This is a genomic window from Vibrio scophthalmi (assembly GCF_040869025.1).
Lineage (GTDB): Bacteria > Pseudomonadota > Gammaproteobacteria > Enterobacterales > Vibrionaceae > Vibrio > Vibrio scophthalmi.
In genome coordinates, this window is sequence record NZ_CP134271.1 from 1,067,027 (window position 1) to 1,090,187 (window position 23,161).

At 45.8% G+C, this 23,161-nt stretch carries 25 protein-coding genes; 12 read left to right on the forward strand and 13 right to left on the reverse strand.

Annotation, left to right across the window (positions count from 1 at the left end):
* The first annotated feature begins 183 nt into the window (after positions 1–183).
* Positions 184–1,194 carry a class 1 fructose-bisphosphatase gene (gene fbp, locus RJD38_RS04765; RefSeq protein ID WP_065544977.1) on the forward strand — a complete coding sequence of 337 codons (1,011 nt, stop codon included), beginning with the start codon at positions 184–186 and terminating at the stop codon, positions 1,192–1,194.
* Positions 1,195–1,332: 138 nt separating this feature from the next.
* On the forward strand, positions 1,333–1,860 hold the full coding sequence (ppa, locus tag RJD38_RS04770) for an inorganic diphosphatase (RefSeq protein ID WP_009387878.1): 528 nt from the start codon (positions 1,333–1,335) through the stop codon (positions 1,858–1,860).
* 71 nt (positions 1,861–1,931) lie between these two features.
* On the opposite strand, the gene RJD38_RS04775 is transcribed toward ppa, so the two are convergent.
* From RJD38_RS04775 to RJD38_RS04790, 4 genes are read right to left on the reverse strand one after another with little or no spacing between them, the layout of a single operon-like run.
* Complete coding sequence (locus tag RJD38_RS04775) at positions 1,932–2,294, reverse strand: DUF2799 domain-containing protein (RefSeq protein ID WP_083163304.1); 363 nt, start codon at positions 2,292–2,294, stop codon at positions 1,932–1,934.
* Between the two features lie 60 nt (positions 2,295–2,354).
* Entirely contained in the window at positions 2,355–2,702 is a 348-nt protein-coding gene (locus tag RJD38_RS04780) for a gamma-glutamylcyclotransferase family protein (RefSeq protein ID WP_065544976.1), read from the reverse strand.
* 47 nt (positions 2,703–2,749) lie between these two features.
* The gene (locus RJD38_RS04785) at positions 2,750–6,520 is read right to left on the reverse strand and encodes a translocation/assembly module TamB domain-containing protein (protein ID WP_065544975.1); all 3,771 of its coding nucleotides are present in this window, start codon (positions 6,518–6,520) and stop codon (positions 2,750–2,752) included.
* Positions 6,517–8,232 (reverse strand): autotransporter assembly complex protein TamA, encoded by a 1,716-nt coding sequence (locus RJD38_RS04790; protein WP_065431006.1) that lies wholly within the window; start codon positions 8,230–8,232, stop codon positions 6,517–6,519. The genes RJD38_RS04785 and RJD38_RS04790 overlap by 4 nt, the downstream gene beginning before the upstream one ends.
* A gap of 126 nt (positions 8,233–8,358) precedes the next feature.
* Here RJD38_RS04790 and msrA point away from each other — a divergent pair, with 126 nt between their 5' ends.
* The 8 genes from msrA (at position 8,359) to RJD38_RS04830 (ending at position 14,653) form a co-directional block, all read left to right on the forward strand.
* Positions 8,359–8,988 carry a peptide-methionine (S)-S-oxide reductase MsrA gene (gene msrA / locus RJD38_RS04795; RefSeq protein ID WP_005593515.1) on the forward strand — a complete coding sequence of 210 codons (630 nt, stop codon included), beginning with the start codon at positions 8,359–8,361 and terminating at the stop codon, positions 8,986–8,988.
* Between the two features lie 94 nt (positions 8,989–9,082).
* The gene (locus RJD38_RS04800) at positions 9,083–9,634 is read left to right on the forward strand and encodes a YtfJ family protein (RefSeq protein WP_065544974.1); all 552 of its coding nucleotides are present in this window, start codon (positions 9,083–9,085) and stop codon (positions 9,632–9,634) included.
* Between the two features lie 75 nt (positions 9,635–9,709).
* On the forward strand, positions 9,710–10,006 hold the full coding sequence (locus RJD38_RS04805) for a DUF2607 family protein (RefSeq protein ID WP_065544973.1): 297 nt from the start codon (positions 9,710–9,712) through the stop codon (positions 10,004–10,006).
* 122 nt (positions 10,007–10,128) lie between these two features.
* A complete protein-coding gene (locus RJD38_RS04810; RefSeq protein ID WP_367971404.1) occupies positions 10,129–10,731 on the forward strand; it encodes a zinc uptake protein ZrgA in 603 nt (200 codons plus the stop codon).
* A gap of 64 nt (positions 10,732–10,795) precedes the next feature.
* Complete coding sequence (locus RJD38_RS04815; protein WP_005593519.1) at positions 10,796–11,503, forward strand: ABC transporter ATP-binding protein; 708 nt, start codon at positions 10,796–10,798, stop codon at positions 11,501–11,503.
* Positions 11,500–12,759, forward strand: coding sequence for an ABC transporter permease (locus RJD38_RS04820; protein ID WP_005593520.1), 1,260 nt, complete (start codon positions 11,500–11,502; stop codon positions 12,757–12,759). Before RJD38_RS04815 ends, RJD38_RS04820 begins: the two co-directional genes overlap by 4 nt.
* A gap of 2 nt (positions 12,760–12,761) precedes the next feature.
* Positions 12,762–13,262 carry a DUF3299 domain-containing protein gene (locus RJD38_RS04825; RefSeq protein ID WP_005593522.1) on the forward strand — a complete coding sequence of 167 codons (501 nt, stop codon included), beginning with the start codon at positions 12,762–12,764 and terminating at the stop codon, positions 13,260–13,262.
* 494 nt (positions 13,263–13,756) lie between these two features.
* Positions 13,757–14,653, forward strand: a complete 897-nt coding sequence (locus RJD38_RS04830) for a TIGR03899 family protein (RefSeq protein ID WP_065544971.1) — start codon at positions 13,757–13,759, stop codon at positions 14,651–14,653.
* Positions 14,654–14,772: 119 nt separating this feature from the next.
* Here RJD38_RS04830 and pgi read toward each other — a convergent pair whose 3' ends face one another.
* A complete protein-coding gene (gene pgi, locus RJD38_RS04835; RefSeq protein WP_005592756.1) occupies positions 14,773–16,425 on the reverse strand; it encodes a glucose-6-phosphate isomerase in 1,653 nt (550 codons plus the stop codon).
* Positions 16,426–16,700: 275 nt separating this feature from the next.
* Between pgi and RJD38_RS04840 the strand changes: the two genes are divergently transcribed.
* Positions 16,701–17,120: a secondary thiamine-phosphate synthase enzyme YjbQ gene (locus tag RJD38_RS04840; RefSeq protein WP_005592755.1), complete on the forward strand. Its 420-nt coding sequence runs from the start codon at positions 16,701–16,703 to the stop codon at positions 17,118–17,120.
* A gap of 76 nt (positions 17,121–17,196) precedes the next feature.
* Here RJD38_RS04840 and alr read toward each other — a convergent pair whose 3' ends face one another.
* Complete coding sequence (gene alr / locus RJD38_RS04845; RefSeq protein ID WP_005592523.1) at positions 17,197–18,273, reverse strand: alanine racemase; 1,077 nt, start codon at positions 18,271–18,273, stop codon at positions 17,197–17,199.
* 13 nt (positions 18,274–18,286) lie between these two features.
* Positions 18,287–19,699, reverse strand: a complete 1,413-nt coding sequence (locus tag RJD38_RS04850) for a replicative DNA helicase (protein ID WP_005592521.1) — start codon at positions 19,697–19,699, stop codon at positions 18,287–18,289.
* A 226-nt stretch (positions 19,700–19,925) separates the two neighbouring features.
* Here RJD38_RS04850 and RJD38_RS04855 point away from each other — a divergent pair, with 226 nt between their 5' ends.
* Entirely contained in the window at positions 19,926–20,645 is a 720-nt protein-coding gene (locus RJD38_RS04855) for a DUF481 domain-containing protein (protein ID WP_065544970.1), read from the forward strand.
* A 105-nt stretch (positions 20,646–20,750) separates the two neighbouring features.
* Here RJD38_RS04855 and rplI read toward each other — a convergent pair whose 3' ends face one another.
* The 6 genes from rplI to RJD38_RS04885 form a co-directional block, all read right to left on the reverse strand.
* On the reverse strand, positions 20,751–21,203 hold the full coding sequence (gene rplI / locus RJD38_RS04860) for a 50S ribosomal protein L9 (protein WP_005596634.1): 453 nt from the start codon (positions 21,201–21,203) through the stop codon (positions 20,751–20,753).
* Positions 21,204–21,236: 33 nt separating this feature from the next.
* On the reverse strand, positions 21,237–21,464 hold the full coding sequence (gene rpsR, locus RJD38_RS04865) for a 30S ribosomal protein S18 (protein ID WP_000090472.1): 228 nt from the start codon (positions 21,462–21,464) through the stop codon (positions 21,237–21,239).
* Positions 21,465–21,480: 16 nt separating this feature from the next.
* The gene (gene priB, locus RJD38_RS04870; protein ID WP_005596632.1) at positions 21,481–21,783 is read right to left on the reverse strand and encodes a primosomal replication protein N; all 303 of its coding nucleotides are present in this window, start codon (positions 21,781–21,783) and stop codon (positions 21,481–21,483) included.
* Between the two features lie 8 nt (positions 21,784–21,791).
* Positions 21,792–22,172 (reverse strand): 30S ribosomal protein S6, encoded by a 381-nt coding sequence (gene rpsF / locus RJD38_RS04875; RefSeq protein WP_005596629.1) that lies wholly within the window; start codon positions 22,170–22,172, stop codon positions 21,792–21,794.
* A 222-nt stretch (positions 22,173–22,394) separates the two neighbouring features.
* Positions 22,395–22,880 (reverse strand): bacterioferritin, encoded by a 486-nt coding sequence (gene bfr / locus RJD38_RS04880; protein WP_065431011.1) that lies wholly within the window; start codon positions 22,878–22,880, stop codon positions 22,395–22,397.
* 71 nt (positions 22,881–22,951) lie between these two features.
* Positions 22,952–23,140 carry a (2Fe-2S)-binding protein gene (locus RJD38_RS04885; protein ID WP_005596625.1) on the reverse strand — a complete coding sequence of 63 codons (189 nt, stop codon included), beginning with the start codon at positions 23,138–23,140 and terminating at the stop codon, positions 22,952–22,954.
* Between the last annotated feature and the right edge of the window lie 21 nt (positions 23,141–23,161).

Here is a 23,161-nt window from a genome sequence, read left to right on the forward strand (position 1 = left end):
CAGTCCAAAACACAATGTAAATAAATTGGGATCTCAAGCAGTTAGTTTATTACCCATAAAAAGATCTACGTCTTACACTTATCTAGGGAGTTTTTAATCACTGAGCAAATCCTCCTATTGCACTGGATCATTAGAAATCCATCACTCAAGCCCAATATCTTTAGCTGACTAAAAGGAAATAACATGTCTGGAATGCGCACGCTTGGCGAGTTCATCGTTGAGAAACAAGCAGACTTCCCTCACGCTGGTGGCGATCTTTCATCGCTGCTCTCTTCGATTCGATTGGCAGCCAAAATCGTTAACCGTGAAATCAATAAAGCGGGTCTGGTGGATATCACTGGCGCGGTCGGCACTGAAAACGTGCAAGGCGAGGCCCAGCAAAAACTGGATGTTTACGCTAACGATAAATTTAAAGCCGCCCTAGAAGCACGCGATCAGGTGTGTGGAGTGGCCAGTGAAGAGGAAGATCAAGCGGTCGCCTTCAGTAAAGAGCTCAACAAAAATGCCAAATATGTGGTGTTAATGGACCCTCTTGATGGATCGTCAAATATTGATGTTAACGTATCAGTCGGTACCATTTTCTCCATCTATCGTCGAGTGTCGCCGATTGGCACGCCACCGACTGAAGAAGATTTCCTCCAACCGGGCAACAAGCAAGTCGCGGCAGGTTATGTGATCTACGGTTCCTCTACCATGTTGGTGTACACCACAGGCAATGGCGTCAATGGCTTCACCTACGACCCATCACTTGGCACCTTCTGTCTTTCACATGAAAACATGATGATCCCAGAGGATGGTCAGATCTACTCGATCAACGAAGGCAATTATTTCCGCTTCCCACAAGGCGTTAAAAAATACATCAAATATTGCCAAGAAAACGATCCACAAACCCATCGCCCATACACTTCGCGCTACATTGGTTCACTGGTGGCTGATTTTCACCGTAACCTACTTAAAGGCGGGATCTATCTTTACCCAAGCACACAAAGTCATCCGCAAGGTAAATTACGCCTACTGTATGAATGCAATCCAATGGCCTTCATCATTGAGCAAGCGGGAGGCTTAGCCTCGGATGGCGCACAGCGCATTATGGATCTCAAACCCACTGAGCTACACCAACGCGTGCCCTTTTTCGTTGGTTCAACCAACATGGTTAAACAAGTTGAGTTACTGCTGGAATTTCATCCCGACTAAAGATAAAGCGCCGCGAGGCGCTTTTTTAGCCTAAAAACAATAACAGTTTGTTTACATTAAACTCGCTTTGCCTTTATTGTAGTGGCTGTATTTTTACCCAATCACTCTTCATTTGAATTAGAAATAAGGATATCTCTCATGAGCTTGAATGATGTACCTGCTGGTAAGTCTCTACCCGATGACCTGTATGTCGTCATCGAAATCCCTGCCAATGCAGACCCAATCAAATATGAAGTCGATAAAGATTCTGGTGCGGTTTTCGTTGACCGCTTTATGTCAGCGCCGATGTTCTACCCATGCAATTACGGTTACGTAAATGACACTTTATCACTTGATGGTGACCCGGTTGATGTACTGGTTCCAACCCCTTACCCACTAATGCCGGGATCGGTGATTCGTTGTCGACCAGTTGGGGTGTTAAAGATGACTGATGAGTCTGGCGAAGATGCGAAGGTGTTTGCCGTGCCACACAGCAAGCTGTCTAAAGAATATGACCATATCCAAGATGTTGGTGATATACCAGAACTGCTCAAAGCGCAGATCACCCAGTTCTTTGAACGCTATAAAGAACTGGAAGCAGGAAAGTGGGTGAAAGTCGATGGCTGGGCCGATGTCGCGGCAGCACGACAAGAGATTCTAGAATCTTATCAGCGCGCTCAAAAGTAGTGCATGATTAAATAAAAAAGCCAGCATATGCTGGCTTTTTTGGCTTTATCTCATGTGTCATCTCACCATGACTACCAAGATTCATGGCGGCCATTTCGATAATCATCACGGAAAAATGGGTCAACGTCATCGCAGATGCCCAAGTATGGTTGGCCAATACGGCCTAACATGTAGGCGCTTTGTGAGCAGTACTTCTCTTTACCTGCTGCGTATCCCGCTTGATAGGCATTATACAACTCATCGGTAAAGACCCCTGACTGATCCAGTTCTGCCAGCTTTTGTTCACTTTGAGAAAGATGGCCTTTGATTGCTTGTTGACGGCCATAATCTTGCCACGCTTCAGTCGTATTTGGAATGGTAATAGGCTGCGCTGCGCACCCCATCAATACACTCGATATTAAGATGCTAGGCATCAACATTACTTTCCACTTCATACTGTCCCCTCACACTGATTTGACGGCACTAGATGCGCGGTCATTATCATGATTTGGTCATTATACCCGCTGACACCAATCACCCGATGCAATCATGACATCCAATTGTGATGCATCTTGATAAAGATAAATCCAAGCCTCACCAAAGGGGGTTGGAATTAACTCACGACGATATTCAACCGGTACATCTTCTAGCTTATCCAGTTCGGCTAGCATCGCGTCATTAACCAAATAGACTTCACCAAAAATCACTTGATGTCCTTCTACTACGGCTGGATAAGCGCCAAGATCATATAACGTGTATTCGGGCAATGTTTCGTGATGGCCTAAAAACTGACCTTGACCAACAAAATGGTGGTTACTCTCGTTCTCACGCAATGTGCCGTAAACAAAAACCAAATGTTGCACTGGCAACCTCCCTTCTATTGCATGCGATCATTTCAGAATATCAATGATTAATTGAATTCAAACTGGTAGAGCAGATCCACCGCACTGTCTAAGCCGGAAACCACTTCTAAGTAGAGATCCTTCATTAAACGATAGCGCACTGTAAACTCACCGACAGAATCAAAAATACCGACGCCATATTTCACTTGTAAGCCTGGTAATACATAGCCACTCACCGTCACTTGCGAATCATCACCGGAGCCAGCGGTATCCAATTGCAGGTCTTGCACACCAAACGCTTGGCCAAGCTCACCGACCACTTTACCGCTTTTGGCTAAGCTAAGTCCGATCAAGGTGGTGGTCATCGCGTTGCCGCCCGATTCACCATCAATATCTTGACCTCTTAATAGATAAGATAGCGCATTTGCCTGTGGCATGGCGGGATCAGAAAAAATCGTTAACTGCGGTTCATCAGCAGGCCCCGTCACTTTTACCCCTGCGGTGACATCATCTTGAGTGTTGTCCGGATTACGTATTGCAGTAATTTGCACGTACGGTTGATCCACCGGTCCGTTCATCAAGATCTTGCCTTCTTTGATCAACAAGTCTTGACCAAAGGATTGATAAGAACCCTCAACGATATTGACTTCGCCCGTCACGAATGGCCCTTTATTTTTCTGCACCACTTTAAGATTGCCAACCAAGCCGCCTTCTAAGCCAAAGGCGGACAATTTAAAGTCATCGCCGATCTTAATCTTAATATTGGTTTCCACTTCAAATGGCACCGCTGAATCACTCTTCAGTGGTTTTCCTTTACTATCCACCAGCACCAAGTCTTTTGATATGCCGACCGCACTTGGCGGCAGTTCATCGATCACAATACGGCCCCAAGGCAGTGCAATATTGCCATCAATCCGCGCCAAATTAGGTTGCGCAGAGATGGTCATATCGGGAATCACCTTAATACGCACCATTGGTGGCAGATTCACTTGCAGTTCATCAGCAAAAACCCGCACGTGCGAGCGCCAATCTTGGAGATCTTGCCAGTCACCATCACCGGTAACATTCAACTTGCCATCGGGAGTTTGAATCGCCGCGTTTAACTTGGCGTTGTAGCCGTTAAACTCAATCGCTAATCGACCAGAATCAATATCAATCGGAGAAATATCACCATGCAACAACATGTCATCCACGACAAATTGTCCGTTCACTTGTGGATGAAGCAATGGGCCTGAAAAACGTAAATCCGTTTGAATGTTTGATTTTAGTTGGCTGTATTCACCGACCAAGACATTGAGGAAGTCCAAATTAAACGTGCTCAACGCCAATTGACCATCCATCTGTTTATCTTGTGCCGTCACATCTGGAATCGTCACTTGGCCGCTCACATCGCCATTGTCGGTAACATCAAATAACCAATCCGCTTTCAATTGATTATTGGCAACGTCAGCATTGATTTTTACACTGTCCCAACCAAACACCAACGGCTTATCAAGCATTTGCTTCACTTGCCCTGTTGGCATCGTGATCGAAGCCTTTAACTGTGGCGCTTGTTGCGGAGCCCATTTAGCCCAAACTTGACCTTCCACCGAACCGCTAAGCTCGGTTTTCTCGGGCATAAACATCGACAGTTGTTTGAAATCGAACTGCTTAACGGAAAATTGCGCTTCACCACTTTCGCCCACTTGAATATCTTTATCCAGACAAACCGAGCTGTCATTTTGTTGCCAACAGTGTGCACCAACCGCCGCCATTTGACTGGCAAAATCAAAGGTAACCGCCGTGGCTTGATTGAGGTTCCAATCACCTTGCTGGGTACGAATCATCATCCGACCAAGTTGACCTTGCCAGACAAGATTAGGTTTATCGGTCAGATTGCCACTGATCGCCAAACGGGTTGAAAGCAACGCTGAATTCACCTCAAGACTCAATTCATGGGCATCTTGATTACCGCCAATATTGAGCTCAACATCATCAATCAGATTGCCTTGATAATTGATTTGCGCCACTTTGAGGTTCACTTTGCCATGCGGTAACGGTAATGGCACAACATCACCTTGTAGACGCACGCTTTTCACTTGTGCTTCACCGCGCCAGTCGATGTTATTCACAGCAAGGTTAACGCCAACTTCAGGTTCACTCAGCTTGCCCCGCAAACTCAAGTCACCCAAAGCGCTGCCTTGCAGTTCCGGAATTGACTTCGCCAGCTCAGGTAGATTAAGCCGAACATCCATATTCCATTGCTGTTCAAGCTTACCTTTTGCTTCAATTTGGTTTGGCCCATGAGACAGCACCAACTTAGGTGTTTCAAGATGAATATCACCCAGCCCTTTTTTGTCTGATGCCTTGAGCGAGCCGACCACATTAAGCGGGTATTGACGTAATACTCCATCAATGTCGAGCATTGGCAGATTCACTTGCCAACCACCCTGTTGGGTTAATAAGCCATCGGTTTTCAATGCCCCGCTAAGATTGCCTTCCGCCTCTGACCATTGCAGGCCGGGCTGAATATTAGCCAAAGTCAGATCCGCCGCCCAATTGATTGGGGCTTGCCAGTTAGCCATCGCCGAGCCTTTGATCTCACCACCGAGGGTTTTTATATCAAGGGCCGACAAATGAATTTCAGACAAATCCCCTTTCCCAGTAAGCGTTAAATCCACCTCCGGAATTGTCTGACCTTTGGCATTACCATCAAGATCCAATTGATAACCCGCTAAGGATCCTTGAGCGTTAAATTGATTGATTAGTGCTTGGTAGTCAGCTTTTCCCGTTAGTGGCCACTGTGCCTTGCCCTTTTTAAGCGCAATCTGGAATGGCAAATTTGGATCAAGTGGTTCCAGTTCTGCGCTCAGATCCGCTTGAATCAACTGACGTAACTTTGCCTCCAACTTGAGCTTTTCAACACTGCCCGTGGCTTTTAAGGTGAGTTTTTGCCCATTGACGGGTGCCATTTTCACTAAGGCATCGAGGCTAAGATCAAGCGGATAACCATGGTTTAGAGTAACTTCACCCGTTAAGCCCGCTTTAAGTTGCGGCATATCGACATCAAACTGGCTCACTTTGACGCTGGATTGGCTTGCTAAGGCTTTTAAAGCAAGCTGATGGATAACCACCGGCTCCGCTTGATCAAGTTTAAAGTTACTAATATCAAGTTGTGTCACATCAACCGATAATGGCAGCACCACATCAGGTAATTCAATCGGCTGAGAATCACTGTTTTTTGCCGTCGCGTTATCTGATTGGTTAGTAGAGCTCTGATCTGGCGTCGCAGGGGCTAATTTGACCACGCCACCATCAAAACGAGTTTTGTTAATACTGAGACGATTACCTTGGAAGATCAGCCCTGTGGCAAATGTATCCCAATGAACCTGATTGCCCAGTACATCAAGCGCGACATCTTGTAAGAGAATACGACCAACACGAATCGGTAAAGGCGAGGTAATTGTTGAGCTGGCTGCTGAGTCAGGCTCAGCACTTGGCTCAGATTCAGGCAGTTGTGGCATGCTAAATTGCACACCTTGCGCACTTAGCTCATCAATACAGACGCTCGGTTCGGTAAAACAAGCGGGTTTTATCGCTAAAGTTAATGATTTTATCTGAGCATCAACATGCAATTGATCATCTTTAAATGCGACGTCATTGAGCGTGAAACGTGGAAATATCGCTCCCTGATGAGAGCCGATGGTGAGCTGCGGAACGAAACGATCAGCCCCCCACACCACCAAGCTTAAACCTGGTTTAGAAAACAATACCACTACCAGTGCTAGCAGCAAGGCTAGCACTAGTCCCAACACAATCAAAGAAAGCCATTTTGACCACTTTAATACCACTTTGGTCATAACTCAGGCCCTAAAGTAAAGTGCACTTGGAATTCATCCCCTGGTCGGGCATCTAAACCCCAAGCAAAATCAAGTCGTACAGGGCCAACCGGTGACTCCCAGCGAATACCAGCACCAACACCTCGTTTAAAATCAGGGGTTTTATTGAATGCATCACCATAGTCGTAAAACAAGGCACCCCACCAATTTCCCACTACTCGATATTGATATTCTAAAGAGGTCGTCGCGATATATTTAGCACCGGTTAGCGCACCACTCGAATCTCGCGGAGAAATAGACTCATAGCCATAACCACGCAGATTATTGTCACCACCAGCAAAGAAACGTAGTGACGGTGACAACTTATCAAATTCATCAGTCACGTTGGCACCGCCATCAATACGGAACAAGCCACGATGGTTATTGCCAATGCTGCGTATCCATGTTGTTCCCGCTTGAATCCGAAACACGCGCGCCTCCGAAAGTGCTTTGGGATCACCATATTCCATCGTGGCAGTTTGTCTATCGCCCCACATTGGCATTGAGCCGCCACGAGAACGAGTACGTGAGAAGGAAATGCCCGGCAACAAGAATTGTGCGTTATCGTCTTGAATACCCTGCTCGTAGTTCTCTAACAAATAACGAATGAACAGCGTACGATGCCAGCCATTATCCAGCGTCCAGTGACGCTCTAAAGCGATATTGGATTCTAAGCTTTTGGTATCGCGGTTATCGACGTTTTTCATCCCATATTGAATGCGATAGTACTCATTCAGCACATCTTCCAGTGGAATACGATAGCCTGCCGTAATGGTCTGCTCAGGCTTTGACAATGAAAAACTGCTATCAAAACTATGGCCGCGTGAGTTTACCCAAGGCTTTTTCCATTTTAATGAACCACGCACCCCCACATCGGTCGAATAACCAATACCGGTTTCTAACTGGTTTTTCGCTTGAGGGGCTAATGAAACTTTGACTGGAAGGTCACGTCCTTGACCAAGATGGCTTAAATCTGGCTCAACGAACACAGAAGAAAACCAATCGGTATTGGAAAGGTTTTGGTTGTAGATACCGATGTCCGTCACCAAGTAAGGATCACCGATTTTATAAGGTTCAAGAGAATGAACGCGATCTTCTTCAATTTGGCTACCCGTAATGATGGTTTCACCAAAGTGGTAGCGGATACCACTATTATAATGCAAACGAATATAAGCCTGATTAAGCGCCGGAGAGACCTCTAAGCGGCTCAGATCAAAGTCTCCCTCAAAGTAGCCTTTTTGCAACGCTAGATTACGAATGCCGGACTTTAGAGCATCGTAGTCACCTTGATTAAGGCGCTTTCCGACTTTCAAACCACTGCGTTTAACTAAAGTGGCAAAATCCTTATCTTGCTTGGCCTCACCTTCAAATTGAATATCCAACTGGCTAATAAGAACGGGTTTCCCTTTCTTCACCTCAACGATGAGATCTTTCCCATCGTCTTCAACACTAAAAGAAAATTGCGGATGGTAATAACCCAAAGCGTTAAGCGCTTCAGTGATATTACGCTCTAAACGAGCTTGAAAACGCAGTGAGGTGTCATATTCTTTTTCAGGAATTGAGGTTAAATAGGCATCAACATTATCTTTGACTTTGCCCTTTAAGCCTCGGATCGACAAGTCCACATCCGCCACAACACTAAAGCTAGGCAGACACAAGACAGCTACAAGAATGACGAGAGGCTTTTTAAACATGCAGTATTAACGTTATTAATTCGTATTGTTTATATTAAATGATAACGTTAGTTGTTGATTTAGTCTGTATGAAAAACGTCAAATTCACGGTCTTCTTCATAGGACAAACACTCAAGGAGACGCAATATGCTAGATAAACAAACGCTTATCTCGGCCGAACTCGCCTTACCCGGCCGAGAGACACCATTATCAGTGGAAGATAAACACTTCGTTAATCAGTCAAGCTTATCGGCGCAGCCACATGACGATCAGCAACAAGTTTTATTCGGAATGGGCTGTTTCTGGGGCGCAGAGCGCCTTTTTTGGCAGCTTGACGGCGTAATCAGTACTTCGGTCGGTTATGCTGGAGGTTACACGCCAAACCCTAGTTATGAAGAAGTTTGCACTGGCCTCACCGGACATACCGAAGTGGTACGAGTGGTTTTTGATCCCAACCTCATCAGTTTTGAACAACTGCTGCATCACTTTTGGGAGCAACATAATCCCACCCAAGGCATGCGACAAGGCAATGATTTAGGAACGCAATACCGCTCAGCGATCTATGTTTATGACCAGCAACAACTTGAACACGCTCTCGATTCCAAACAGCGTTATCAAACCTTGCTTGGCCAACAAGCCGTCACCACTGAAATTGATCTCGGCAAAACCTATTACTTCGCCGAAAGCTACCATCAACAATACTTAGCGAAGAATCCAAATGGCTATTGTGGTCTTGGTGGAACTGGAGTCTGCTTCCCGCCACAAACTAGCGCGTAATGGTCCCGATTGGCAATGGTCTGGCTTCTTAGTCTGAAATTTGAGTATATACTTTAGCTTCGTCTGCCAAGCATGACCTAACAGGAAGAAAATAATGAAAAATAACACCCTTATCGCTCTCGCTATTGCTACGGCACCCATGTTTGCTAACGCCCACAATTTAACTGTGGGTGACAGCGTGCCTAACGTTGAGATCGCCAGTCATGGTGAGATTTTAGTACAGAACAACGACACGATTTATCAGGCATGGAATAGCAATGCGATGTTAGGCAAAGTTCGTGTTATTCAAGCGATCGCTGGGCGCAGTAATTCAAAAGAGATGAATGCGCCTTTGATGGCAGCCATTACCGCAGCACAATTTCCCGCTGACGACTATCAAACCACCACCATCATCAACCAAGATGATGCGATTTGGGGCACAGGATCATTTGTAAAGTCCTCAGCACAAGACAGCAAAACGGACTTCCCTTGGTCTTCGATGGTGTTAGATGAGAATGGTGTGGTTGCCAATAGCTGGGATTTAAAATCAGAATCATCGGCGATCATCGTGCAAGATAAGCAAGGTAAGATCTTGTTCGTTAAGGAAGGTGTATTAACAGCTGAAGAAATCCAGCAGGTATTAAAACTGATCGCACAAAACTTATAATCACCCCATTTAGCACTTAAAGTTTCTGACGGAGTTGTTATAGTATAACAATTCCGTTTTTATTAATTGATGATTATGACGCCTCGCTTTGGTTTGTTGTCTCCGCGCAAATTGATGATTGTACTCTGTACCGTCATGCTACTGCTGTGGACGAACTTTGCCGTCATCCATCACCAATTAGACCTTAATCTTCAACACCACGAGCACCATCACTGCCAACTTTTTGCTAGCGTAGTGCATGGCGCCAAATCGAGCTCACTGGCTCTACTACTCTCCAATTCATCAGAACCTCCACCTTCGCTTGCTGTATATCACTACTTAGAGGTTCCGGTGATCGCGCAAATTGCTCGCGCACCACCTAAGCTTATCTAAATACGACAAATTTAATTTCTGACCTCGCATTTCTAATCCCGCGACGCACAGGAATGAACTCTGCGCACAAAACAAACTTTGTGGGTAGTACGCCATATTTATATCAGCTCTAGGAAAGTAAAATGAACAAGTTTTCTCCGATTGCACTCGCTCTAGGTTTACTCTTTACACACACCGCTATGGCAGAAGAGGGATTTCGCCAGCATGACGCTCACGTCCATGGTGAAGTCGAATTCAATATCGCCCAAGATGGTGACGAATTGCTGTTTGAAATAACCTCACCCGGTGCAGACGTCGTCGGTTTTGAGCATGCTGCAGAAAACGAGGCTCAAAAACAGGCGCTTGCTAAGGCGATTGCTCAACTGGAAAAGCCAATAGAAGTACTTGCGCTTTCTTCGTCTGCTCAATGTGAAATCGAGCATGTCTCAGTGCGTCACACGTTAGGTGAAGATGAGCACCACGACCACGACCAGCATGATGAAAAAGCCCATCATCAAGATCAAGAAAAACATCATGACCATGATGAACATAACGATCATACTGGACATGGTGAATTCACCGTTGAATACCATTACCAATGTGGTGAAATTAGTCAGCTTAAACAGATCGATACACAATGGTTTAGCTTGTTTCCAAGCACAGAGAAAGTTCGTGCTAATGTCTTAACCGACACAGAACAAAAAGCCGTTGACCTTAACGCGAAAAACAGCACGATTAAGCTGTAACAAAAAAGAGAGCTTGGTACTCATATCAAGCTCTCGTTGTTATCGATATTGATTGGAATACTCAATGAATAACACCTCACAATCGAAGGTGATTGCTCTACAGCAAGTAGAGTTCACATGGCCAGGTGGCGATAAACCGACTCTCGCAATAGAGAAATTAGATGTTCACCGTGGTGAGCATTTATTTATTAAAGGCCCAAGTGGCTGTGGTAAATCGACACTATTAGGTCTTCTTACGGGCATTAATCAAGCCCAACAAGGTTCCGTGACGATTCTTGGCGAGGATCAGGGGCAACTTAGTAGCCGTCAACGTGATAGATTTCGTGCAGACAATATTGGTTATATTTTTCAGCAATTTAATCTACTGCCTTATTTAAGCGTGATTGAAAACGTCATTCTCCCTTGTCAGTTTTCAGCTCAACGTAAGCAACGTGTCGAGGTTGATCTTGCTTTGCGCGCTCAAGATCTGCTCGAAAAATTACATTTAAGCCCAGCGCTACTGCATAAACCGGTCGTAGAACTCAGTATCGGTCAGCAACAGCGCGTTGCCGCTGCACGGGCGCTGATTGGCAGCCCACCATTGATCATTGCTGATGAACCAACCTCTTCACTCGATCATGACAATCGCACGGCGTTTATAGAACTGCTGCTAGAGCAAGTTAATCAGGTCAATGCCACACTGGTATTTGTCAGCCACGATCCCACACTTGAAGCACTATTTGACCGCAGCTTAGATCTGCGTCTAATCAATCAAGCAGGAGAGCCAGCATGAGCCCAACCTTGATGTTAGCGTGGAAGAGTGTCAACAACCGCCGCTTAACGGCCTTCCTCACCATTCTTACCGTTGCAGTTTCATTGGTTCTACTGCTTGGCGTTGAGCGTATTCGTACTCAAGCGAAAGCGAGTTTTGCCAATACGATTTCAGGTACCGACCTGATTGTTGGCGGTAGATCAGGGCAAGTTAACTTATTACTCTACTCCGTATTTCGCATTGGTAACGCGACCAATAATATCGACTGGAAGAGCTATCAAGAATTTAGCCAACACCGCGCTGTTGATTGGACCATCCCCTTGTCACTTGGGGATTCACACAAAGGTTTTCGTGTATTAGGCACCAATCAAAGCTATTTTGAGCACTATCGTTATGGTAATAAGCAGGCGCTAGCACTCAGCCAAGGCAAGCCATTTGAAGGCTTATTTGAAACGGTCATTGGCGCGGATGTGGCGAAGAAGCTTGGCTACCATATTGGTAGTGAAATCATTATTGCGCACGGAATTAGCGATGTGGGCTTTAGTCGCCACGATAACTTACCGTTTAAAGTGGTTGGCATTTTTGCACCAACCGGCACGCCCGTGGACAAAACCGTGCATGTTTCCTTAGAAGCAATTGAGGCCATTCATGTTGGTTGGGAATCTGGTGCACGACTTGGTGCCACACCGAGCGCTGAAAGCCTAGCCAAGGCTGATTTTCAGCCGGGCCAAATTACCGCGATGATGGTCGGTCTGAAGTCAAAAATTCAAACCTTTGCCTTACAGCGTCAGATCAACACTTACCCGCAAGAACCGCTAAGCGCTATTTTACCCGGTGTCGCGTTGCATGAATTATGGGGCATGATGTCCGTTGCGGAACAAGCTTTAATGGTGGTCTCTGGTTTTGTCGTTGTCGCCGGTTTACTCGGTATGCTTTCCAGCTTACTCACCAGCTTACAAGAACGACGCCGAGAAATGGCTATCTTGAGAGCGATGGGGGCAAGGCCTCGGCATATTTTCACTCTACTGATCCTCGAAGCCAGTGTGCTCACGGCTATCGGTATTGCGGTAGGTATTGGCTTGCTCTATGGCTTGTTAGCATTAGCCGGCCCCTTTGTGACGCAAAATTACGGTATTCAGCTACCGTTAGTCATGCTCTCTTCTTATGAATTAGGTCTTATCGCTGCCGTCCAGTTTGCTGGAACTGTGATAGGTATTTTCCCTGCGCTACGAGCATACCGTCAGTCTCTAAGCGATGGGATGACAATACGGGTGTAACCATGAAAAAAATCTTAGTATTCGTGTGCTGGGCATTGAGCTTCGCTTTGCCTACTTATAGTGTTGCCAATGAGGAGATCCTAAGTCTAGATTGGGTCGACTTGATCCCAGAAAGCGAACGTAATCAGTTTGATGCGGTAGGTATGCCACTGATTACCGACCATAGTGGAGCGGCAATGCAGCAATCAACGGTAGGCTCTGTCAGACAAGAACTTAATGGTAGTCAGGTGAAAATTCCGGGGTTTGTGGTGCCATTAGAAGGGGATGAAGAGAAGATCACGGAATTCTTATTGGTGCCATACTTTGGTGCCTGCATCCATGTTCCGCCACCGCCACCAAATCAAATCATTTATGTGAAGTTTCCTCAAGGCGCACCGATTCAGCAGCTATGGGATGTGATCTACGTTATCGGCACACTCAAAACCGAAACCTTTAATCATGAACTGGCGGAAACGGGTTACATCATCGAAGGGACTGCCATAGCAGAATACGATGATTACTGAGTACGCGCGGTGAATCAAACTCGCGCTGTAATCTAGCTTAGACCCAATGGTTCAAAGCACATAAAGTTTAACAAACAAGCAACCTATTCATTGCCCTAAACATCTGGCTGACTAGATTAAGAATCTAGACAGATAAACTAGTACCGCTAGGTAAACAAAGAGTAATAAGGCAATGGATAGGTGCTTTCTAAATTTATTCTCTTTGGAATATTTCATAAGAACCCTCGCTAACTGGTAACAATTTTAACAAATTGTTATCACTGGTGACAGCGAAATTTGCCGTTATCGTGTGAATTGGTCTTAAGCAGCTGACGGCAACAATAATGCAAGCAAAGATAGGTTCATAAACGAGTGCCTCAAACCTTGCCAATATCCGTCACCTCCGAACATCGCAACATCAAATAACACCGACATGACTCACATTAGTTTCTCTGGCGAGCGCGAATATAAAAAGGTACAGTTATCAGTAAGTCCATGTGGGTGAAGGAAAAACCATGTCTGAGAGTCGCAAGCCAATCACTATCGAGCATCCGCCTAGCAACGAAAGCCGTCACGAGAAAAAATCTAACTACGTAAAAGACAGCTCAAGTCGCGTAATGCATATTGCTCAAGATCATGGTTTAGATGCTCTGTTACAAAAAGAGTCCCCACAAAAACCTGCCTTAGAACGTGCTTTAGTACGCGAACGTCGTCGCCGTGAACAGCGGCAAAAAAACTTAGAGCAGATCTTAAAACTGGCGCACTCCGCCTGTAGTGATGAAACCGCTGGAGAGCCGGATCAAGATTGGTTATATCGCTTTTTTGATATGGCCCAAGAAGTCCATAACCCTGCAATGCAGCGCCTGTGGGCACAAGTGTTTAAACGCGAAGTGACTAACCCAGGCTCTACCTCAATGAAAGCCCTCAAAGTGTTGCACGATATGACCCCCAAAGAAGCGCAGATCCTGCAACGGGCCGCTTCGCTTGCCTGCAGTTTTGGGAATGATAACAGTCGCAAGTTGTTAATTGGTTTTCGCGCCCAAGCAGGTATCTTCAGTTTGGGTAAACGTACGCTTACCAGCAATATTAATGTTGGCAATTACCAGCTGCCCTATTCCAGCTTATTGGTACTGTTTGAACTTGGCTTAATGCATGGCACCGAACTAGAGTCTGGTGAGATTGATTTAGAGTCCCCATTGCCATTAATTTACCAAGGTAAGAATCTTGCACTGCAAGTGCATAGCAAAGGGGTACGTTTACTTTACTACCGTTTTACCCCTACCGGAAACGAGCTATGTAAACTGCTCGGTAATAAGCAAAATAGCCAATATTACGATCAGTTAATTGCGATGCTTGGACAAAAATTCTCAGTGCAAACGGAAACGAAAAGCACCATTCATCACGCGGTCTAAAGCGAGAAGCGAGAAGCGATTAAAACGCATCAATAAAAAACGCCAGCATTGCTGGCGTTTTACCTTTCAACTTTTACTCGCCAAAATACTCAATATCATGGCTGCAAGTATACTAACGACTAAGCTTTAAAAGCTTTGAACGCATTGATCAAACCATTAGTCGAGCTATCATGCGAGCTAATTTCTGTTGCATCAGCAAGCTCAGGTAGAATTTGGTTTGCGAGTTGCTTACCAAGTTCCACACCCCATTGGTCGAAGCTGAAGATGTTCCAGATAACGCCTTGAGTGAAGATTTTGTGTTCGTACATTGCAATCAAGTTACCCAAAGTACGTGGCGTGATTTGTTTCACTAGGATTGAGTTAGTTGGACGGTTACCTTCAAACACTTTGAATGGGACTAGCTCAGCCATTTCTGCGTCGCTCTTACCTGCTTGAGCAAATTCCGCTTTAACCGTCTCTGCACTCTTACCAAATGCCAATGCTTCTGTTTGAGCAAAGAAGTTCGACATCAGTTTTTGGTGGTGATCGCCTGCTGGGTTATGGCTCAGTGCTGGTGCGATAAAGTCACAAGGAATGATCTTAGTGCCTTGGTGGATCAACTGGTAGAACGCGTGTTGACCGTTAGTACCTGGCTCACCCCAAATGATTGGGCCAGTTTGGTAAGTGACAGCTTCGCCGTTACGGTCGACGTATTTACCGTTCGACTCCATGTTACCTTGCTGGAAGTACGCAGCAAAACGGTGCATGTACTGATCGTAAGGCAAGATTGCTTCAGATTCTGCACCATGGAAGTTGTTGTACCATAGGCCAATCAACGCCAAGATCACTGGAATGTTGTTTTCTAGCTCAGTCTCAGCAAAGTGGTTATCCATCTCGTGAGCGCCTTCTAGCAACTCAACAAAGTTGTCGTAACCTACCGCTAGAGAGATAGACAGACCGATTGCTGACCATAGCGAGTAACGACCGCCAACCCAATCCCAGAATTCGAACATGTTGTCGGTATCGATACCAAACTCAGCCACTGAGGTTGCGTTGGTTGATAGTGCCGCAAAGTGCTTAGCAACGTGCGCTTCATCACCCGCTTCCGCTAGGAACCAATCACGCGCAGTGTGTGCATTGGTCATGGTTTCTTGAGTGGTAAATGTTTTCGATGCAATCAGGAACAATGTCGTTTCTGGATTTACTTTTTTCAACGTTTCAACGATGTGAGTACCATCAACGTTAGAAACAAAATGCATGTTTAGACGCGTTTTGTACGGTGCTAATGCTTCAGCCACCATGTAAGGGCCTAGGTCAGAACCGCCGATACCGATGTTCACGACATCAGTGATCTCTTTACCGGTGTAACCTTTCCAGTCACCCGAAACGATACGGTGCGTAAACAGTTCCATTTTTGCTAGAACAGCGTTGATCGCTGGCATCACATCTTGACCATCAACCATCACTGGTTTGTCACTACGGTTACGTAGCGCAGTATGTAACACGGCGCGATCTTCTGTTTTGTTGATCGCCTCACCACTGAACATCGCTTCAATTGCTGATTGAAGATCCGTCTCTTTTGCTAACGCGAAAAGATGTTGTAACGTTTCTTGGTTGATGAGGTTTTTAGAGTAATCGATCAGGAGATCGTCACCAAAACGTGTAGAAAACTTGTCAAAGCGAGCCGCATCTTGAGCAAAAAGCTCTGCCAGATCCATATCTTGAGCAGATTCAAAATGAGCAGTTAGCGCTTTCCACGCTTGAGTTTGCGTTGGGTTAATATTTTTCAACATGGTCTCTATTCCGATGTTACAGTAGGCTCTATTCCCGCCAGTTAATCACTCGCTAGGAATCCCCGATTTTAAGCAAAAAAGAAGCTATTCCTGATGTTTGGGCACTATGCTGCAAACACAAGGTTATGTAATTTTTTTTCAATGGCTAATTATGACTCAGTGAAAACTCAATCACATTGAGGTATATCACGTTCAAAAGCTTAGCTTATATAAAGCTGTGCAACTAGCCTAGCCAGCTTCATAAGATTTGCCAAACAATTCGTTAAGGAAAGATTATGTGGTCTCAAAAAACGATCAGCTTACCAGCTAAATCCCGAGGTTTTCATCTGATTACTGATGAAATTGAACAACAGTTACCGCAAATCCAATCACTTTCAGTAGGATTATTACACCTGTTTGTGCAACACACCTCCGCTAGCTTAACCCTTAACGAAAATGCCGATCCTACCGTGCGCAGTGATATGGAAAAGCACTTCAATCACTCGGTTCCCGAACGCGCAGCGTACTACCAACACACCTATGAAGGGGATGATGACATGCCAGCGCATATCAAGGCTTCAACACTGGGTTCGAGCATTACAATTCCAATCACTGATGGCCGCTTAGCCTTAGGTACATGGCAGGGCATCTACTTAGGCGAGCACCGCGATTACGGTGGATCTCGTCGTCTTATCGCAACCATTCAAGGTGAGTAAATCAAACACCGTTATTTAATCTAGTATCCGTCGCGCTAAAACGACAAAGGGAACGCTATTTGCGTTCCCTTCATTGTTAGTCTGAGTAAACCATATCGACGCGTGGCGTCAATTTGGTCACCAACTCGTAAGCAATCGTACCAATATGTGCAGCGACTTCTTCGGAAGGAAGCTCATTACCCCACATAATCGCCTCATCTCCCACTTTATCGCACGCATCTGGGCCAAGATCGACCGTGAGCATATCCATTGATACACGGCCAGCAATAGGCACACGACGACCGTTTACCCACACTGGCGTGCCATTCGGCGCCGTTCTTGGATAACCATCACCATAGCCGATCGCAATCACGCCGACTTTCGTGTCTCGCTCGCTGGTCCAGATACCACCGTAACCAATGCTTTCACCCTTTTTCACTTCACGCACCGCGATCAAGTGTGATTTTAAAGTCATAACTGGGCGATAACCGAGTTCCGCCGCCGACTTGTCACTAAAGGGCGAGACACCATACATGATGATACCAGGACGAACCCATTCCAGTTGGCTCTCAGGCCAAGCTAAAATGCCGGCTGACGCCGCCAATGAACGCTCGCCTTGGCAGCCTTGGGTTAACGCTAAGAACTGCTCTGTCTGCTCAAGCGTGGTCGATTTTTCAAGTTCATCCGCACTGGCAAAGTGGCTCATAAAGCGCAGCGGCTTGGCGACATTATCACACGCGTTAAGGCGAGCAATAAACGACTCTAGTTGTTCTGGGCGCACCCCCAAACGATGCATGCCACTATCAATCTTTAACCACACTTGAACCGGCGCTTCCAGCTGAGCATTTTCTAATGCTTCTAGCTGCTCAACGCAGTGCAAACCCGCTTGGATATTATTGGTCACCAAAACAGGTAAATCACCCGGCGAGTAAAAACCCTCTAATAATAAAATAGGGGTCACAATGCCAGCTGCACGCAATTGCAAAGCTTCTTCAATGCGCGCTACGCCAAAAGCATCAGCATCTTGCGCATGTTTGGCGATGTGGCGTAAACCATGGCCATAACCATTGGCTTTAACCACCGCCATAATTTTACTGTTTGGCGCTTGTCGCTTCACTTGCTGCAAATTGTGCTTCAGTGCAGCAAGATCGACGTGCGCCGTTGCTGCCTTCATATAACTCATAGTGTTACTCGTCATCCATATCAAACGCAGGACCCGCGTAATTATCAAAGCGAGAGTATTGCCCTTGGAAAGTCAAACGTACCGAACCAATCGGGCCGTTACGCTGTTTACCAAGGATGATTTCTGCGGTGCCCTTCATTGAGCTATCTGGGTTGTACACTTCGTCGCGGTAGATAAACATGATCAAGTCAGCATCCTGCTCGATCGCTCCCGATTCACGCAAGTCTGAGTTAATCGGTCGTTTATCGGCACGTTGCTCTAGGGAACGGTTTAGCTGCGATAGCGCCACCACTGGCACGTTTAGCTCTTTTGCTAACGCTTTCAGTGAGCGCGAAATCTCTGAGATCTCGAGGGTACGGTTATCTTGCATCCCTGGAACACGCATCAACTGCAGGTAGTCGACCATGATCATGCTCAAGCCACCTGAGTCACGAGCGATACGGCGCGCGCGCGAACGCAGTTCCGTTGGTGTTAAGCCAGAACTGTCATCGATGTACATATTTTTCTTCTGCATGAGAATACCCATGGTCGAAGAGATACGCGCCCAGTCTTCATCATCCAACTGGCCGGTACGAATTTTGGTTTGGTCCACACGAGAAAGCGATGCAAGCATACGCATCATCAACTGTTCGGCTGGCATCTCTAGAGAGAAAATCAAGACTGGTTTGTCTTGATCCATCGCGGCGTTTTCACACAGGTTCATCGCAAAGGTGGTTTTACCCATCGATGGACGCGCGGCGACGATGATTAAATCAGAGCCTTGCAGGCCCGCCGTTTTCTTATTCAGATCGTGGAAACCCGTACTGACCCCCGTCACGCCATCTTGTGGCGATTTGTACAATAGCTCGATACGCTCCAGCGTTTTCTCAAGAATATTGTCGACGTTCTGTGGGCCTTCACTTTCCGTCGTGCGGGATTCAGCAATGGCAAATACCTTGCTCTCGGCAAGATCCAGCAAGTCATCAGACGAACGACCTTGCGGATCGTAACCGGAATCCGCAATCTCATTCGCCACACTGATCAAGTTACGCACCATCGCGCGCTCAGCCACGATATCCGCGTAGGCGTTGATGTTGGCGGCACTTGGCGTGTTCTTAACCAAATCGGCCAAGTAGGCAAAGCCACCGACATCTTCCAGCTGTTCATGCTGTTCAAGATGCTCCGATAAGGTGATCAGATCGAGGGGTTTGCTGTCTTCAAGAATGCGTTTAACCGCTTCAAAAACCAAGCGATGCGGGCGGCTATAAAAGTCGCTCGCCATGACTCGTTCTGCAACCGTATCCCAACGCTCATTATCGAGCAACAAGCCACCGATAACGGATTGCTCTGCTTCTAGAGAATGGGGTGGGACTTTTATTGCATCCACTTGTGCATCAGGATGTTTACGTTTGCGATTATCCGAACGGGTATCTGCCATGGTTCTGCTCAACTACTTATCGTGGAGGTTCATTATAATGAGAATACATCAGTTGTCTTTAGCCAAACCAAAGTTTGTGCATCTCATATAGAATTAACTTATTGCTGACGGTGCATCCTTGTATTCACACTATCATTCCGCTCCTGTACTATTCATCGTTTATTTTTGTGATTTGAGGGTCTTTGTGTCGAGAGTTTGGCTAGCCAGTTTAGGTTTAATGAGCAGTATGCTCGTCCAGGCGGAAGAAGTGGATATTCCAAACGATATTGAGATCGCGTCGCCATGGAACACCGAAGTCGAGTTTGGCTATCAATCTCACTCGGGAAATTCAGATTCACAATCTTTAAACTCACGTCTGAGTGCCGAATACACCAAAGGTCGTTATCGTACCAACGGAGAATGGAAGTACTATCTATTGTACAAAGATGGTGAAGAGGATAAACGCCAATCCACCTACAGCGCACAGAGTGACTATAAGCTGGGGGCAAAAACCTATGCCTATGGCAGCTTTAAAGGAATTGATTCCCGCTACAGCGCCTACTTTAAAGACTATACGCTTTCAGCCGGCTTAGGTTATCAGTTCTCCAATACCGAGTTATTTATGCTGGAGTTGGAGCTAGGCCCGGGTTTTCGTTATCAAGAACCCAACCAAGATGAGATTGATGATGATGACATCATCTTCCCCGATATCGTTGAAGAAGCGATCTTCCGTGGCAATGTGAACACCCGCTGGCAAGCCTTGGACAACCTCGCCTTCGCAGCGGATATGACTTTAGTCTCCGGCCATAGTAACACCCGTATTGATACCGACTTGAGCGTCACCAACAACATCACCGAAGATATTGCCTTAAAGCTGGCTCACTCTCGTCAATATCATGACCGCGTGCCTGAAGGCTTGGAAAAAGCCGATAGTATTTTTTCGGTCAATCTGCTGTTTATCTTTTAACGCTCAATGACGCGTTGAGAGCAAAGCTCTTCTCTCAAACAAATGTCAGGCAAAAAAAAAGCACCTCTTAGAGGTGCTTTTTACTAATACGTCTTGAAACTGAAATTACTTCTCAGCAACAACTTGTAGGTTTACAGTAGCGAAAACTTCAGAGTGAAGTTGAACGCTGATCGCGAACTCACCAGTGTTACGTAGTGCGCCTTCAGGAAGACGAACTTCGCTTTTCACAACTTTAACGCCAGCAGCAGTGATTGCTTCAGCGATGTCGCGAGTACCGATAGAACCGAATAGTTTACCTTCGTCACCAGCTTTAGAAGCAAGTACAACTGCTTCTAGTGCGTTAACTTGCTCAGCACGAGCTTCAGCAGCAGCTAGTTGCTCAGCAACTTTAGCTTCTAGTTCAGCACGGCGAGTTTCGAACATTTCAACGTTAGCTTTAGTAGCCATAACTGCTTTACCTTGTGGGATAAGGAAGTTACGAGCGTAGCCAGATTTAACGTTTACAGCGTCACCAAGTGCACCTAGGTTACCGATTTTATCAAGTAGAATAACTTGCATTATTTAATCCTCTGTCTTAATAAAACGAACCGATTACTGATGTTTGTCAGTGTACGGTAGTAGAGCTAGGTAGCGTGAACGCTTGATAGCACGAGCTAGTTGACGTTGGTATTTAGCGCTTGTACCAGTGATACGGCTAGGTACGATTTTACCAGCTTCAGTGATGTAGTTTTTAAGAGTTGCTACGTCTTTGTAATCAATCTCTTGTACGCCTTCTGCAGTAAAACGGCAGAATTTACGACGACGGAAGAAACGAGCCATGGGCTATCTCCTGATCTTAAATATAAGTGATGTGGTCAGCATGCAACACTATTTTACCGATGCCATTTCGGCCGGTTTGGTAAGCGACAAAGCCTCCTACCACAATGTTACTGCCTAGTACTAAATTTTGAGTTAATGCTTGTGACCTTGGCCCACTGATGACGACTGGCATACGACAATAAACTTGGCGAGCTAAATCGGCTTCAATAACAGTAGAACGGTGCTCTAACCAAAAACGGCAGTGCTCTATTCCACTAGGGCTTTTACTACGAATCGGAGGCTTAGCGACGGTGCCACTCAGCTCCATTCGATTGGTCATACAATCAATTACTCAGCAGCAGCTTCTGGACGAGACTCTGCACGCTCTTCGCGACGAGGAGCACGCTCTTCTTTCTGCTTAAGCATGATAGATTGCTCAGTGATCGCTGCTTTAGTACGCATGATCATGTTACGTAGAACTGCATCGTTAAAACGGAAAGCAGTTTCTAGCTCATCGATTACAGCTTGGTCAGCTTCAACGTTCATAAGAACGTAGTGAGCTTTGTGAAGCTTGTTGATTGGGTAAGCCAGTTGACGACGACCCCAATCTTCTAGACGGTGTACAGTACCGCCAGCTTCAGTGATAGAACCAGTGTAACGTTCGATCATGCCCGCAACCTGTTCGCTTTGATCAGGGTGAACCATGAATACGATTTCGTAATGACGCATGTGTTGCTCCTTACGGATTATTAGCTTCCACGAGTGGCCCGGTCGTCCAGAGGAAGCAAGGAACTAAAGATAAATGACCGAGTTTTAAGGAGCACGAATAGTACAGAAAGGAAGCAAATTTAGCAAGCAAAATGTCGCGGACAGAAATGCAACAGTGCAAAGGAAAAACTGTGAAGGGGCGCTCGCGATGCAAGCGCGAAATTTAAGAATTGAAACAGAGAGTTAGCTATCGCTATCATCGTCGACGAATTGAGCTTGTAAATAGTTTTCAATACCGGTCATCTTGATCAAACCCAACTGAGTTTCCAACCAATCGACATGCTCTTCTTCATCTTCGAGAATATCTTGGAACAGATCTCGAGAGACATAATCACGTACATCTTCGGCGTAAGCGATGGCTGATTTCAAATCGGGTATCGCCATCATCTCTAGCTGCAAATCACTGGTCAGCATCTCTTCTGCATCTTCACCAATCATCAACTTGCCCAAATCTTGTAAATTGGGCAAACCTTCGAGAAACAAAATGCGTTCAATCAGGTGATCAGCATGCTTCATTTCATCGATTGACTCGTGATACTCCTTATCCGCAAGGTGCTTGAGTCCCCAATCTTTGTACATGCGTGCGTGGAGGAAATATTGGTTTATCGCAACAAGCTCGTTTCCGAGGACTTTATTGAGATGTTGAATAATAATCGGATCGCCTTTCATGAAATAACCCTCCTTGTTGGTTCATTTAACTGTAGAACCAATCAACAAAGAGTCAAAAACGAACGACCGATTTAGCAGGCTTGTTTGTACAATTGTGCCGCGGTTTCGTTTAGGATTTGCTTGGCTTGCTTAACGCATTTACCACATTGCGATCCTAGGGCGGTGCATTTTCTGATGCTACGCATATCCGCTATGCCTTCTTCCAACACTAACTGTTTGATCTTTTTATCGGAAACACCATGACAGAGACAAACGTACATCTTAATTCCTAAAGCGTAAAT